This window comes from Zhongshania marina (genome assembly GCF_002915595.1).
Taxonomy (GTDB): Bacteria; Pseudomonadota; Gammaproteobacteria; order Pseudomonadales; family Spongiibacteraceae; genus Spongiibacter; species Spongiibacter marinus_B.
Map to the genome: position 1 here is coordinate 56,425 of NZ_PQGG01000013.1, position 13,950 is coordinate 70,374.

At 50.3% G+C, this 13,950-nt stretch carries 12 protein-coding genes and 1 other RNA gene; all 13 read left to right on the plus strand.

The window, feature by feature from the left end:
• The first annotated feature begins 47 nt into the window (after positions 1 to 47).
• A complete protein-coding gene (gene rsmI / locus C0068_RS06180) occupies positions 48 to 887 on the plus strand; it encodes a 16S rRNA (cytidine(1402)-2'-O)-methyltransferase (protein ID WP_103683615.1) in 840 nt (279 codons plus the stop codon).
• Between the two features lie 51 nt (positions 888 to 938).
• Positions 939 to 1,289: RNase P RNA component class A (rnpB, locus tag C0068_RS06185), an RNA gene on the plus strand.
• Positions 1,290 to 1,558: 269 nt separating this feature from the next.
• Positions 1,559 to 1,999, plus strand: coding sequence for a division/cell wall cluster transcriptional repressor MraZ (gene mraZ, locus C0068_RS06190; RefSeq protein ID WP_103683616.1), 441 nt, complete (start codon positions 1,559 to 1,561; stop codon positions 1,997 to 1,999).
• A gap of 14 nt (positions 2,000 to 2,013) precedes the next feature.
• Complete coding sequence (gene rsmH, locus C0068_RS06195; protein ID WP_199176123.1) at positions 2,014 to 2,955, plus strand: 16S rRNA (cytosine(1402)-N(4))-methyltransferase RsmH; 942 nt, start codon at positions 2,014 to 2,016, stop codon at positions 2,953 to 2,955.
• A gap of 9 nt (positions 2,956 to 2,964) precedes the next feature.
• The gene (gene ftsL, locus C0068_RS06200) at positions 2,965 to 3,312 is read left to right on the plus strand and encodes a cell division protein FtsL (protein ID WP_103683618.1); all 348 of its coding nucleotides are present in this window, start codon (positions 2,965 to 2,967) and stop codon (positions 3,310 to 3,312) included.
• A complete protein-coding gene (locus tag C0068_RS06205) occupies positions 3,296 to 5,020 on the plus strand; it encodes a peptidoglycan D,D-transpeptidase FtsI family protein (RefSeq protein WP_103683619.1) in 1,725 nt (574 codons plus the stop codon). The genes ftsL and C0068_RS06205 overlap by 17 nt, the downstream gene beginning before the upstream one ends.
• A complete protein-coding gene (locus tag C0068_RS06210) occupies positions 5,020 to 6,498 on the plus strand; it encodes a UDP-N-acetylmuramoyl-L-alanyl-D-glutamate--2,6-diaminopimelate ligase (RefSeq protein ID WP_103683620.1) in 1,479 nt (492 codons plus the stop codon). The genes C0068_RS06205 and C0068_RS06210 overlap by 1 nt, the downstream gene beginning before the upstream one ends.
• Before the next feature lie 8 nt (positions 6,499 to 6,506).
• Complete coding sequence (locus tag C0068_RS06215) at positions 6,507 to 7,859, plus strand: UDP-N-acetylmuramoyl-tripeptide--D-alanyl-D-alanine ligase (protein WP_103683621.1); 1,353 nt, start codon at positions 6,507 to 6,509, stop codon at positions 7,857 to 7,859.
• The gene (gene mraY, locus C0068_RS06220) at positions 7,859 to 8,941 is read left to right on the plus strand and encodes a phospho-N-acetylmuramoyl-pentapeptide-transferase (protein WP_103683622.1); all 1,083 of its coding nucleotides are present in this window, start codon (positions 7,859 to 7,861) and stop codon (positions 8,939 to 8,941) included. The genes C0068_RS06215 and mraY overlap by 1 nt, the downstream gene beginning before the upstream one ends.
• Positions 8,942 to 8,966: 25 nt before the next feature.
• Positions 8,967 to 10,319 carry a UDP-N-acetylmuramoyl-L-alanine--D-glutamate ligase gene (gene murD, locus C0068_RS06225; protein ID WP_103683623.1) on the plus strand — a complete coding sequence of 451 codons (1,353 nt, stop codon included), beginning with the start codon at positions 8,967 to 8,969 and terminating at the stop codon, positions 10,317 to 10,319.
• Positions 10,316 to 11,458 (plus strand): putative lipid II flippase FtsW, encoded by a 1,143-nt coding sequence (gene ftsW, locus C0068_RS06230; protein ID WP_103683624.1) that lies wholly within the window; start codon positions 10,316 to 10,318, stop codon positions 11,456 to 11,458. The genes murD and ftsW overlap by 4 nt, the downstream gene beginning before the upstream one ends.
• On the plus strand, positions 11,448 to 12,533 hold the full coding sequence (gene murG / locus C0068_RS06235; RefSeq protein WP_103683625.1) for an undecaprenyldiphospho-muramoylpentapeptide beta-N-acetylglucosaminyltransferase: 1,086 nt from the start codon (positions 11,448 to 11,450) through the stop codon (positions 12,531 to 12,533). Before ftsW ends, murG begins: the two co-directional genes overlap by 11 nt.
• Positions 12,523 to 13,941 carry a UDP-N-acetylmuramate--L-alanine ligase gene (murC, locus tag C0068_RS06240; RefSeq protein ID WP_103683626.1) on the plus strand — a complete coding sequence of 473 codons (1,419 nt, stop codon included), beginning with the start codon at positions 12,523 to 12,525 and terminating at the stop codon, positions 13,939 to 13,941. Before murG ends, murC begins: the two co-directional genes overlap by 11 nt.
• Positions 13,942 to 13,950 lie beyond the last annotated feature (9 nt).

Consider the following 13,950-nt stretch of genomic DNA (forward strand, 5'->3'; position numbering starts at 1 on the left):
GCCGTTGTTAGTCTGCGCGGTCATGGAATACTGAGTGAGGTTTACCTGTGGATAATACCCCCACCCTCTATGTTGTTGCCACGCCGATAGGTAATTTGTCGGATATGGTACCCCGAGCCATAGAGGTCCTACAAACAGTAGCGCTCATTGCTGCAGAAGATACTCGTCACAGTCGCAATTTACTAAGTCATTTTGAGATAACTACCCCGCTTTGTGCCTACCATGACCACAGCAGCAGCGCCGACCTTGAGCGCTTGTTGGCTCATTTGCGCGACGGCAAGAGCCTAGCGTTGATTTCTGATGCCGGAACACCGTTGGTGTCTGATCCTGGCTACCGCCTTGTGGATATGGCATTGAGTGAAGGCATTAAAGTAGTGCCTATTCCTGGGGCATGTGCGGTTATTGCTGCATTAAGTGTGGCGGGATTGCCGTCGGATCGTTTTATGTTTGAGGGGTTTTTGCCCGCCAAACAGCATGCGAGGCTTGCTGTGCTAAAAAGTTTGCAGCGGGAGCGGCGAACCATGATTTTTTACGAGGCGCCGCATCGTATAAAAGACAGCTTGGCGGATATCAGTGCTGCAATGGGGGGCGACCGGCTTGTGGTTTTGGCCCGTGAAATCACCAAACTTTATGAAACGGTAAAGCGCTTGCCTGCGGCAGAGCTGCATCAGTGGGTTAGTGCAGACAGTAATCAGCAGCGCGGCGAGTGTGTGCTGTTAATTGAGGGCTTTAAAGGGGATGAGGGTATTCCAACCGCCGCGATTGAAGTGTTGAATATTCTTAGGGCTGAGCTGCCACTTAAACAGGCTGCGGCGCTTTGCGCAAAGATTAGTGGCTTGAAAAAAAATCAGTTATATCAGTACGGTTTAGATTTCCCCTTGCAGTAATCGCTATAAATAGCGCTTGCCAAAGCATAAACTACTGGTTATTCTTACAGTTGAGTCGGCCAGACGATCGCTCTTCAGTTTACTGTTGGGAGGAAAGTCCGGGCTCCGCAGGGCAAGGCGCCAGGTAACTCCTGGGAGGTGCGAGCCTACGGAAAGTGCAACAGAAAATATACCGCCTACGTAGCGTAAGCTGCCGGTAAGGTTGAAATGGTGCGGTAAGAGCGCACCGCGCGACTGGCAACAGTTCGCGGCATGGTAAACCCCGCCTGGAGCAAGGCCAAATAGGAATCCAGCGCTGTGGCCCACAGTGGATTCGGGTAGGCTGCTAGAGGTCTGCGGTGACGCAGATCCCAGATGAATGGTCGTCCAAGACAGAACCCGGCTTATCGGCCGACTCAATTTTTCCCACTTTCTTGTAAATCAAGCCCACACTTAATGTTCTACATTAAGTCGAGTGCTCATGTCTTTGTTTTATCAAAACTAGCTTGATACCCGCCATTTTTATTGCCCTATTTTGCACGCAAGTTACTGACACATTTACGAAAATTCCCTGCTATTTCCCTTCAACGCAGCTTGACACTTGTACTTGCAAGTTCCTATAGTGTGCCTCAGTGGGTAAAAGTGGTTTTTAGTGGTTTTTTGCGGTTTAAAAGCGGAGCTTGGTGGGAATTATGTTCCTGGGTAGTCATACGATCACAATGGATAGCAAGGGGCGCTTGGCGATACCAGCCAAAATTCGCGACGCCTTGATGTCTGCCTGTGACGGCCGCCTAGTGATTACCGCGCATACCGAAGAGCGCTGCCTGTTGGTTTATCCCGAGCCGCAGTGGCTAGACCTACTACCCAAAATTGAGGCGCTTCCCAATATTCACCGCAAGGCGCGGCTCGCGCAGCGGCTCTTGCTTGGCTATGCAACGCCGCTAGAGATGGATGGCAACGGCCGTGTGTTGTTGTCGCAGCCCCTGCGTGACTACGCTGATCTAGATAAAAAATTATTATTGGTTGGTCAGGGTAAAAAATTGGAGCTTTGGAGCGAGTCTGGCTGGTTTGAATGGCTGGGTGCCGCTGGGGAGGGTGATATGCCAGAAGAAATGTTGTCCCTTTCCCTATAACGAGAGTGGATCACTTGGAACAACATTTAACGGTATTGCTCAACGAGGCGGTTGATGCGCTGGTAACAAATACTAGCGGTCAATACGTGGATGGTACGTTTGGGCGCGGCGGCCATAGTCGTTTGATTTTATCGCGTTTGGCTGCTGATGGACGCCTGTTGGGAGTTGATAAAGATCCGCAGGCCTTTGTTGAGGGTGAGCAGTTAGCCGCAAGTGATCAGCGCTTTTGTATTGCGCGTGGATCGTTTGCTGAATTAGAGAGTTTGGCGGCGCAGTCGGGTGTTTCTGGGCCGTTTTCAGGTGTGTTGTTAGATTTGGGGGTGTCGTCACCGCAGTTAGACCAAGCTGAGCGCGGCTTTAGTTTTTTGCGCGACGGCGATCTCGATATGCGGATGGACACAGACAGCGGTATCAGCGCTGCGCAGTGGATAGCCACTGCAGAAGAGTCAGAAATGGTTCGAGTATTGCGTGACTATGGTGAGGAGCGATTCGCCAAGCGTATCGTCAGGGCGATAATTGCAGCGCGTGAAGAAGCGCCAATTACCCGCACACTGCAGTTGGCAAAAATTGTCGCAGAAGCGAATCCAGCCTGGGAAAGGCACAAGCATCCCGCGACCAGAAGCTTTCAGGCAATCAGAATTTTTATAAATAATGAGTTAACAGATTTAGAACATTTGCTTGGCAATGTGGTTGATCAGTTAGAGGTAGGCGGTCGCTTAGTCGTGATTAGCTTCCACTCTCTGGAAGATCGAATGGTGAAGCGATTTATGCGCCGGCAGTCCGAAGGTGATGATGTTCCCGCGTATATTCCGGTTACCGAGAGTCAGCGAAATCGCCGTTTAAAAATTATTGGTAAAGCAATTAAAGCAACAGATAAAGAAGTAGAGGCAAACCCACGTTCTCGCAGTGCGGTGATGCGAGTGGCAGAAAAACTAGCATACGGCGAGTGTGCGTAGGGGTGATATATGCTGGGCAAAAAGCAGCGCAGCACAAATAAAAAAAATTACGTGGCTGAAGTTGAGGCGGTGGCACCGATAGGTGGTCTTGCCGTGCCTCTGCTTATTTTGCTAGTGCTCGTGTCGTGTATTGCCGTGGTTCAAAGCTCGCACAAAAGTAGAAAATTATTTGGTCAATTACAGGATTTGCGGCGTGAAGCCATGTTGCTTGAAGAAGATTGGGGTCGTTTGTTGCTAGAGCAAAGTACATGGGCATCTCCAGATCGCGTGCAGGACATGGCTGTACAGAAATTAAAAATGCAAGCGCCTAAAGCGCGGGAAGTGAAAATGGTTGGGGGCTATGGCAAAGCCGGTTAATGCACCTATTTCGCCTTGGCGTTTCCGTATTGTCGTCGGAGCGCTGCTCGTGCTCGCCCTTCTTTTGGTGTGGCGTACTCTGACATTGCAGGTGTTGGATGTAGACCGTGGCTATGAATTTTTACAGGGTCAGGGTAATGCCCGTACCAATCGCACCGAAGTAATACCTGCGCACCGTGGAATCATTACTGACCGAAATGGTGAGCCGCTTGCTGTTAGTACGCCTGTTGCGTCGATATGGGCAAACCCTCAGGAATTAAAAGAGGCCAAGGGTGAGTGGGCGCGTTTGGCCGCTAGCTTAGATATGAGTGCGCCTGAGTTGTCGCGCCGTATTGAGCGATATAGTGCTAGCCAGTTTATGTATTTGCGCCGCCATATGGCGCCCGCTGCTGCGCAGCAAGTTATTCAAATGAAAGTGCCAGGGGTGTACCTGCAGCGTGAATACCGTCGCTTTTATCCGGCGGGCGAGGTAACTGCACATATTTTAGGCTTTACCGATATTGATGATCGCGGGCAGGAGGGCTTGGAGCTGGCCTACGACGAGTGGCTTAACGGTACGCCCGGTCGGAAACAAGTTCTTAAAGATTTATACGGCAATATTATTAGGGAGATAGACGCCGGCGAGGCGGCTAGCCCTGGCAAAAATATTCAGCTCAGTATTGATTTGCGATTGCAGTACCTCGCCTACAAAGAGCTTAAAACGGCAATCAACAAAACCGGCGCTAAGGCCGGTTCGGTCGTTATTATCGACAGTGAAAGTGGCGAAGTATTGGCGATGGTGAATCAGCCGTCTTTTAATCCGAATAACCGGAGCCAATTGATACCAGATGCAATGCGTAACCGCGCTGTTATCGATATGTTTGAGCCAGGTTCAACGGTTAAGCCGCTGACAATTGTCGCGGGGCTGGAAAGCGGAAAATATGACCCTGAAACCGTGATTAATACAAATCCTGGTTATATAAAAGTTGGCCCTAAAGTCCTTGAAGATCACCGTAATTACGGCGCGATTACCGTTGCGGAAGTATTAAAAAAATCGAGTCAGGTCGGTACCACAAAAATCGCATTGTCTTTAGATGAACACGATGTATGGGGCGTGTTTAATCGCTTTGGTCTTGGCCGATCAACGGGCTCGGGGTTCCCTGGTGAAAGTAATGGTATGTTGCCAAATCGTCCTAACTGGCGGGCGATAGAGCGCGCGACATTTGCGTTCGGTTATGGATTAACGGTTACTAATCTGCAGCTCGCACAGGCCTACTCGGTGTTCGCAAACAAAGGGATGTTTCAGCAGGTTTCCTTGCTAAAGCGCACTGAGAAGCCGGTTAAACAGCAGGTGATATCCGCAAAAATAGCGCGCCAAGTTGTTGATATGCTCGAAGAGGTAACGGAGCTAGGCGGCACCGCAACACGTGCTCAGGTCGACGCGTATCGCATTGCCGGAAAAACCGGTACATCGCATAAAGCCGAAGCTGGTGGTTATGCTAAAAGTAGATACTTTGCATTATTTGCCGGTGTTGCGCCGGCAAGTAATCCGCGCATTGTTGCGGTCGTGACAATTGATGAGCCGCACGGTGACTATTTTGGTGGCCTAGTTGCCGCCCCTGTCTTTTCCAAAGTTGTTTCCGACGCTTTGCGTTTATTGAATATCGCGCCGGATAATTTAGAACCGGAAGACCCTAAACCAAAAGTGAAGGGAGACTCGGCGGCGTGATGACAGAACAACAAAACTACACAAGCCCACGTTTACTCGGCGATTTATTACCGGGATTAGCGCCCGAAGTTGCTGCTGTTCCGGTGACAGGTTTGGCCCTAAACAGCAAGGACGTTCAGGTCGGTGATGTGTTCTTGGCGGTGAAAGGACATATTGTTGATGGTCGAGATTATATCGACGCGGCAATTCGTGCTGGCGCAGTGGCGGTTATTGCTGACGCGCCATTTGATGCGGCGCGCTGGTCATTGCCGGTCATTGTAGTAAATGACTTATCGACCCAATTAAGTGAAATTGCCGGACGCTTTTACGGGCAGCCATCGACTCAGCTTAAGTTGATTGGGATCACCGGTACCAACGGCAAAACAAGTTGTGCGTGGATGGTTGCCCAGCTACTAGAGGCTATTGGTGAACCCTGCGGACTAATTGGAACCTTGGGTAGCGGCCGCTTTGGTCGATTAAATAGTGGCAGAAATACGACACCAGATGCGGTGTCTGTGCAGGCCCTGCTTAGCGATTGGCGCGACGGTGGTGCGAATTGGGCAGCAATGGAAGTGTCCTCTCATGGCTTGGCTCAACATCGCGTTGCCGCCTTGCACTTTAGCGCGGCGGTGTTCACAAATTTAAGTCAGGATCACCTCGATTATCACGGATCGATGGAGGCCTACGGTCAAGAAAAGGCGCGGCTATTTAGTTGGCTGGATTTGCCTTTGGCGGTCATAAATCGAGACGATGAATTTGGCCGTCGTTTGCTAAAAACATCAAAAGCCAAGCAAGTTATCGACTTTAGCGTTTTCGACCGCAATGCCAAAGTGTATGCCGAAGACGTAAGTTGCGACATAAGTGGTATTCGTGCGCGTCTATGCAGTGAATGGGGCGAGGTTAATATTCGATCGTCACTGCTTGGTGCTTTTAACTTGTCTAATTTATTGGCGGCGAGCGCTGTATTGCTTGGTATGGGTGTGCCAGCAGAAAAAGTTGAGGCGGCACTGCCTCTGCTTAAGCCGGTGCCCGGACGTATGGAATGTCTGCGTTCTGCCGATAATGTTTTGGCCGTCATTGATTACGCACACACACCTGACGCCTTGCAAAAAGTATTGCAAACCCTAAGGGCAGTGACTGGCGGGAATATTTATTGCGTAATGGGTTGCGGCGGGGATCGCGACAAGTCTAAGCGACCGCTTATGGGCGCGATTGCAGAACAATATGCAGATTATGTTTGGGTGACAAATGACAATCCGCGATCAGAATCCGCGACAGATATTATTAATGATATTTGTGCGGGGATGAGCAGCCGTCCCACAGTAGAATTGGACCGCGATATAGCCATTAACGCCGCTATCCAATCGGCGAAATCTGGCGACGTAGTGTTAGTTGCCGGAAAGGGGCATGAAGATTATCAAGAAGTCGCCGGCCATCGATTGCCGTTTAGTGATGTGCAATGTGCTCGTCTTGGTTTGGCGGCGAGGGCAGCGCAGTGATTACTCCAATGACATTGCAGCAAGTCGCGGCCGCTACTTCGGGTGTATTGTGCGGTGAAGATACGCGTTTTAGTGCAGTCTCTACTGATACTCGAAAAATACAAAAAAATGATTTATTTGTTGCACTTTCCGGAGAGAACTTCGACGGCAATCAATTTGTAGAGAATGCAAAAAATAGTGGCGCAATTGCCGCATTAGTCACCAAAGCTACGGATCTTTTGCCAAGTGTATTGGTCACAGACAGTCGCCGCGCTTTAGGTTTGCTTGCGCGTGAAAATCGTCGGCAATTTTCTGGCGCGCTGGTCGCTGTTACCGGTAGCAGTGGCAAGACCAGTACCAAGGAAATGTTGGCAAGTATTTTTGCTCAGTGTGGCGATGTGTTCGCGACTCAAGGCAATTTAAATAATGAAATTGGTGTACCTCTAAGTTTGCTATCCATTCAAGAACAACATCGTTTTGCCGTGATAGAAATGGGCGCGGCGAAGCAGGGTGATATTTCCTATTTGTGCGAGTTTGCTGAGCCTGATATTGCGGTGTTAACCAACGCACAGCCTGCGCACATAGCGGGATTTGGATCTTTAGAAAGTGTGGCGAAGACCAAGGGCGAGATATTTCGTAGTTTGCCGCAGCATGGCCTTGCCGTCATAAACGCTGATGACACGTATTACGAGCTTTGGCAGGGCTATGCAAAGCACGTAAAACAACGGTTGTTCAGCCTTGTGCGTGAGGATGTCGATGTGTTTGCTCGTGATATTGACTTGAGTGTGCCAGGAAAAGTCCAGTTTGAACTGGTCAGTTTTAAGGGAAGCGCAAAGGTGTGCATGCCATTGTCAGGCAAGCATATGGTAGCGAATGCGCTCGCCGCTGCTGCTGCCTCATTATCTGCTGGGGTGAGCTTAACCGATGTTGTTGCTGGTCTTGAGTCAATGCGCAGTGTGAGTGGACGTTTGCTCAGGCGAGAGCTGGCAGAGGTCACGATTATAGATGACAGCTACAACGCTAATCCGGGATCGGTACGAGCGGCAATTGATGTGTTGTCGTCGTGTGTCGCGCGGCGGATTTTGGTTATGGGACATATGGGTGAGCTGGGCCCTGAGGCCGGATTGCGGCATCGGGAAATTGCGGCTTATGCCCGTGAAAATAGAATAGATGCATTATTTGTTGTTGGTGAATTCGCCCCGCTAATGGCAGACGAATTTGGCTCGCAGAGTTTTGCATTTCCAAATAAAGCTGAATTAATTTCGGCATTGAATACGTTTGTGAAGGCAGAGGATACGGTATTGATTAAGGGTTCGCGTAGTGCCGCGATGGAAGAAGTGGTGGATGCACTCTCTGCTGAATTACAGGGGAGGACTAACTGATGTTGTTATTTCTCTCTGAATACTTGAGCCAACATATTAGCGGCTTTGCGGTATTTCAATATTTGAGTTTCCGGGGAATCCTCGGCGTATTAACGGCCTTAGCGATATCATTGCTAGTTGGGCCCTATATGATTCGAAAATTAAATTACTACCAAATTGGCCAGGCCATTCGTGACGACGGGCCGAAGTCGCATTTGAGTAAGTCAGGCACCCCGACTATGGGTGGCGCCCTTATTTTGGTGGCCATTTTTACTAGTACTTTATTGTGGTCAGATTTGCGCAACCCCTTTGTGTGGACAGTGTTGGCGGTTACCGCAATATTCGGTGCGGTGGGCTGGGTAGATGACTACCGCAAAGTAATACAGCGCAACTCCCGTGGACTTCCAGCCCGTTGGAAGTACTTCTGGCAAAGCGTTGCCGGCTTAGGGGCTGCGATATTTTTATATGTAACGGCAGACAGTCCTGTTGATACGCAATTATTTTTCCCATTTTTTAAAAATGTAAGTTGGCAGATGGGCGCTTTCTTTATTGTGCTGACGTATTTTGTGATTGTCGGCTCAAGCAACGCCGTTAATTTGACCGATGGTTTAGACGGTTTGGCGATTCTTCCCACCGTGATGGTTGGCGCTGCCTTGGGTTTAATTGCCTATCTTACCGGTAATGTAAAGTTTGCCGAGTATTTGCATATTCCCTATGTGGCCGGCGCGGGGGAATTGATTGTTATTTGTGGCGCACTGGCTGGTGCGGGGTTAGGTTTCCTTTGGTTTAACACCTATCCGGCGCAGGTGTTTATGGGTGACGTTGGCGCCTTAGCACTTGGCGCGGCCCTCGGCACGATTGCGGTGATCACCCGGCACGAAATTGTATTTTTCATTATGGGCGGCATTTTTGTTTTAGAGACAGTGTCGGTCATTTTGCAAGTTGCTTCTTTTAAATTAACTGGGCGACGTATTTTTCGTATGGCGCCAATTCATCATCATTTTGAATTAAAAGGTTGGCCAGAGCCGCGAGTGATAGTGCGCTTCTGGATTATTACGGTAATGCTGGTGTTGTTTGGTTTGGCGACACTGAAACTGCGATGAGTATTTATATGGGCGTGGTGTTGGCGTGAGTTTAATCGCATCTGACAATAGACGAATCGTTATTGGTTTGGGAAAAACCGGGCTTTCTATCGCCCGTTATTTTTCAAAGCAAGGTTTGTCGTTTGCCGTTGCAGATAGCCGCAAAGCGCCGCCGGGACTAGAACAATTCCAGAGTGAATTTCCAAACATCGAATTAAGTTTGGGTGAATTTACCGTCGATCAATTTTTGTCCGCGACCGAGCTTGTCGTCAGTCCGGGAATATCCTTGGCCGACCCCGCTATTGCTGCAGCCAAAGCGAATGGTGTTGAGGTATCTGGCGATATCGAATGGTTTTGTCGCGAAGCTGCTGCGCCAATAGTCGCGATTACCGGCTCTAATGGTAAAAGCACTGTTACAACCTTGGTGGGTGAAATGGCAGCTTGCGCCGGCCGCAAAGTAGCCGTTGGCGGCAATTTGGGCACGCCGGCCTTGGATTTATTAAGCGATACAGTCGAGCTCTATGTATTGGAAATGTCATCATTCCAGCTTGAACGCTGCGCCTCGGTCGGTGCTGAGGTCGCGACGGTACTAAACGTCAGTGAAGACCACCTCGATCATCATGGCAGCTTGATTCACTACCATCAGGCAAAGCATAGAATTTTTAGAGACTGTAAGCAGGTTGTGATTAATCGCGATGACGCCCTGAGTACGCCTTTAATTCCGGACGATGTTATTAGGTGGAGTTTCGGGTTGGGCCGTTCAGATTTTCGCGCCTTTGGTTTGATCGAAAAAGACGGCGAGCAATATATTGCATTGGCGCGTGAAGCGCTGCTGCCAGTGGCTGCAATGAAAATTGCAGGGTCTCACAATGTCAGCAATGTCCTTGCGGCCTTGGCGCTGGGAAGTGCGGTAGGTTTGCCGATGCCGTCGATGCTAACCGCTATCGTTGATTTTAAAGGCCTAGAGCACCGCTGTGAGTTTGTTGCCGAGGTGAGCGGTGTGCGTTATTACAACGACTCAAAAGGCACCAATGTTGGCGCGGCAGTATCAGCCTTGCGCGGTTTGGCAGGCTCAGGAAAAGTCATATTGATCGCTGGCGGTATTGGAAAAGGTGCAGATTTTAATCCGCTTATGGACGCCCTAGCGGAAGCTGGACGCGCCGCTGTATTTATTGGCGAAATGGCGGCGCCGATGATGGCGATGTTGGATTCTAGAATTCCCGCCATTATTAGTGAGAGCATGTTTGAGGCGGTCAAGGTGGCTGCTAATTACGCAGTGCCAGGAGATGTGGTACTGCTTTCTCCAGCATGCGCCAGTTTTGATATGTTCAGTAATTATGAACATCGCGGCCGTGAATTTAGCAGCTCGGTAGCGGCGTTAGCAGGGGGCTTGTCATGACAGCATACCTGCGAAATAGCCTTGCTGAACTGAAGTTGTTTGACCGCCATTTGCAGTTGATTTTGGTGGCATTGCTAGTGGTCGGATTTGTGGCCATGACCTCGGCTTCTGTTGAGCACGCCGCTAGCCGCTATGACGACGCGTTTTACTTTGCTAAACGCTATTTATTCCATTTTAGTTTGGCGGCAATTATCAGCGTCATTATGTATCTCACACCTATTGATGTGTGGGAACGCAGTGGTTGGCTCTTGCTTTTATTTGGTTTTGTGGTCTTGGCGCTGGTGCTAATCCCGGGGGTTGGTCGCGAAGTAAACGGTAGTCGGCGCTGGATTTCTTTGGGGCCCTTGACCCTACAGGCGTCTGAATTTGTAAAGCTGTGCGTCATCTTTTATTTGGCGGGTTATCTTGTGCGTCGTCATGATGAGGTGCGTCAGAGCTGGTCAGGGTTTGTAAAACCAATGGCCTTGCTTTTCGCCGTCACGCTTTTGCTGATGCTTGAGCCAGACTTTGGCGCAACGGTAGTCACTGCCGGTACCGCCTTTGTCATGATTTTTTTGGGTGGCGTGAAGTTAGGCCAGTTTTTGCTGGTCATACTCAGCTGTGTTGCCGGCGCGGTGGCGATGGTTATTTTTGAGCCTTACCGAATGAAGCGATTGACGGCATTTACCGATCCTTGGGCAGATCAGTTCAATACTGGTTACCAGTTAACCCAATCGCTTATTGCATTTGGTCGCGGTCAGTTTAGCGGTGTGGGCTTGGGAAATAGCGTACAGAAATTATTTTATTTACCCGAGGCGCACACCGACTTTGTGTTCGCCATCTTCGCTGAAGAATTTGGCTTTTTAGGCACTTTGCTCATTCTCGGCTTATTTATTGCGTTGATCGGACGGATTTTATTCATCGGTCGCTACGCAGAATCTATGGGTAAGCAGTTTCACGCTTACGTTGCCTATGGGGTTGCGATCATGATCAGTGGTCAGGCCTTTATCAACATGGGGGTGAACGCAGGGCTGCTACCAACGAAGGGATTGACCCTGCCATTTATGAGTTATGGCGGCAGCAGTTTAATGGTATGTATGGGGATGGTGGCCTTGATTGGGCGAATTGAGCGGGAATGTCGGAGGCAAGATGGCCGCTGAGCGTACCGTATTAATGATGGCTGGTGGCACTGGCGGACATGTTTTTCCAGCGCTTGCGGTTGCCAGTGCCTTGGCTGAGCGTGGTGTTGCTGTGCATTGGCTAGGTACTGCTGCGGGGATTGAGGCGCGTCTGGTGCCCGCCGCTGGTTTGCCATTGCACTGCTTAAATATGGCTGGCGTACGCGGGAAAAATCCCTTGCGTCGTATATTGGCCATCGCTAAAGCTGGCTTAGCGGTACTGCATAGCATGCGTTTGATTCTTAAATTGAAGCCGTTTTGTGTGGTGGGTATGGGCGGTTATGCCTCTGGCCCAGGAGGCTTGGCGGCAAAACTTTTATCGGTGCCCGTGGTAATTCAGGAACAGAATGCCGTGGCGGGAACGACTAATCGTCTGCTGGCAAAAATAGCGACCTTGTGTTTAACAGGCTACCCGATTGAGCTTGGTGGTGAGCGCAATCGCTATATCGGCAATCCGGTTCGCCGTGAAATAGCCGCAATCGATGCACCCGCGCAACGGTGGACAGAGCGCAGTGGCCAGCTGCGGGTGTTGGTATTGGGTGGCAGTCTCGGTGCCAAACCTATTAACGATGTTGTTGTTGCCACCTGGCAGCAGTTTGCGAGTGAAGACCGGCCATTGTTGTGGCATCAGACCGGCCGTGACCATGAGCAGTCGGTTCAGGCAGCGTATGCTGCTGCAGGTATAGATGTGCTGGCTGAGGCGTTTATTGATGACATGGCGGCAGCTTATAGCTGGGCAGATATCGTGTTGTGTCGGGCGGGCGCATTGACGGTGGCGGAGTTGGCTGCGGCTGGCGTACCGGCGATCTTAATTCCACTGCCACACGCGATTGATGATCATCAGCGCGCTAACGCCATGTGGTTTGCCGATGGCGGCGCAGGCGAAATTATCGATCAGAAAGAGTTTTCTGCCGCTGGCCTAAAGGCGTGGTTAGAAAGCGATAAAGCGCAGCGGGAGAGTTTGTTGAAGAAGGCTGAGGCAGCAAGACAGCTCGCAAAAATAGATGCCGCCGATGTGGCTGCAAATTATTGCATGGAGTTTGCCCATGACGCCTAAGCATCCATTTGTTGTGCCAGAAATGCGCCGTGTTAAACGTATTCACTTTGTGGGTATTGGTGGTGCCGGTATGTGTGGCATTGCCGAGGTGTTGCTGAACCTCGGTTATGTGATTTCGGGCTCGGATTTAAAAGCGTCACCAAGCACTGCAAGGTTGCAGCAGCTGGGCGCACGGGTCGCATTTGGGCATCGCGGCGAGAATATAGGTGATTCAGACGTGGTGGTGGTGTCTAGCGCTATCAATGATGCCAACCCAGAAATCATTGCCGCAAGACAGGGCCGAGTACCGATTGTACGCCGCGCTGAAATGCTGGCTGAGTTAATGCGTTATCGTCACGGTATTGCGGTTGCGGGGACGCATGGCAAAACCACGACAACTAGTTTGATTACATCGATTTTCGCAGAAGCGGGTTTGGACCCAACCTTTGTTATCGGTGGTTTGGTTAATAGCGCAGGCACCAATGCAGCGCTTGGTGAAAGCCGCTATTTGGTAGCTGAAGCGGATGAAAGCGACGCGTCATTTTTGCATTTGCAGCCTATGGTGTCGGTGATTACGAATATCGAAGCTGACCACATGGCCACCTATGACGGTGACTTTAGCAAGTTGAAGCGGACGTTTATCGAGTTCCTTCACAATCTGCCTTTTTACGGCATTGCGGTGGTGTGTATTGACGATCCCGTGGTGCGGGAATTAATGCCAGATATTGGTCGGCCGACGTTAACTTACGGCTTTAGCGATGACGCGGATTTTCGCATTCATTCATTACAAAAGCAGGGAATGCAAAGCAGCTTTGTCGTAAGTCGCCCCGATGGTAGCGAATTAGATTTGCGTATCAATCAGCCGGGAGTTCACAACGTATTAAATGCGACGGCGGCGGTTGCGGTGGCAACGGACGAAGGCTTAGCCAATGAGGCAATTTGTTCCGGTATAAGCAATTTCCAAGGAGTTGGTCGGCGTTTTCAGCGTTACGGTGAACTGGCCGTGGCGGGCGGCGAATTCATGTTAGTAGATGACTATGGCCATCACCCAACCGAAGTGGCGGCGACGATTGCTGCGGCTCGGCAGGCATGGCCGGATCGGCGCTTAGTGATGCTGTATCAGCCACACCGATTCAGTCGCACAAAAGATTTGTATGAGGATTTTGTGCGGGTGTTATCGACGGTAGACAGTTTATTGCTACTGGATGTTTACCCGGCGGGTGAAGAGCCGATTGCCGGCGCAGATAGCCGCAGCTTATGCCGCAGTATTCGAATGCAGGGCAAGTTTGAGCCGGTGTTTGTAGAAAGTATTGAGGCAGCATTTGAATTATTAAAAGCTCGTGTTCTCCCTGGCGATGTATTGCTTACCCAGGGAGCGGGAAATATAGGCGCCTTGGCGCAGCAATTGTCAGTTCAAGATTGGGTATAGGCATTACTG

Excerpts from the sequence above, each read along its gene's own strand:
- mraY (WP_103683622.1), top strand. The coding sequence starts at position 7,859 with ATGTTGTTATTTCTCTCTGAATACTTGAGCCAACATATTAGCGGCTTT.
- C0068_RS06210 (WP_103683620.1), top strand. The coding sequence starts at position 5,020 with ATGACAGAACAACAAAACTACACAAGCCCACGTTTACTCGGCGATTTA.
- C0068_RS06205 (WP_103683619.1), top strand. The coding sequence starts at position 3,296 with ATGGCAAAGCCGGTTAATGCACCTATTTCGCCTTGGCGTTTCCGTATT.
- C0068_RS06215 (WP_103683621.1), top strand. The coding sequence starts at position 6,507 with ATGACATTGCAGCAAGTCGCGGCCGCTACTTCGGGTGTATTGTGCGGT.
- ftsW (WP_103683624.1), top strand. The coding sequence starts at position 10,316 with ATGACAGCATACCTGCGAAATAGCCTTGCTGAACTGAAGTTGTTTGAC.
- murG (WP_103683625.1), top strand. The coding sequence starts at position 11,448 with ATGGCCGCTGAGCGTACCGTATTAATGATGGCTGGTGGCACTGGCGGA.
- murC (WP_103683626.1), top strand. The coding sequence starts at position 12,523 with ATGACGCCTAAGCATCCATTTGTTGTGCCAGAAATGCGCCGTGTTAAA.
- ftsL (WP_103683618.1), top strand. The coding sequence starts at position 2,965 with ATGCTGGGCAAAAAGCAGCGCAGCACAAATAAAAAAAATTACGTGGCT.
- mraZ (WP_103683616.1), top strand. The coding sequence starts at position 1,559 with ATGTTCCTGGGTAGTCATACGATCACAATGGATAGCAAGGGGCGCTTG.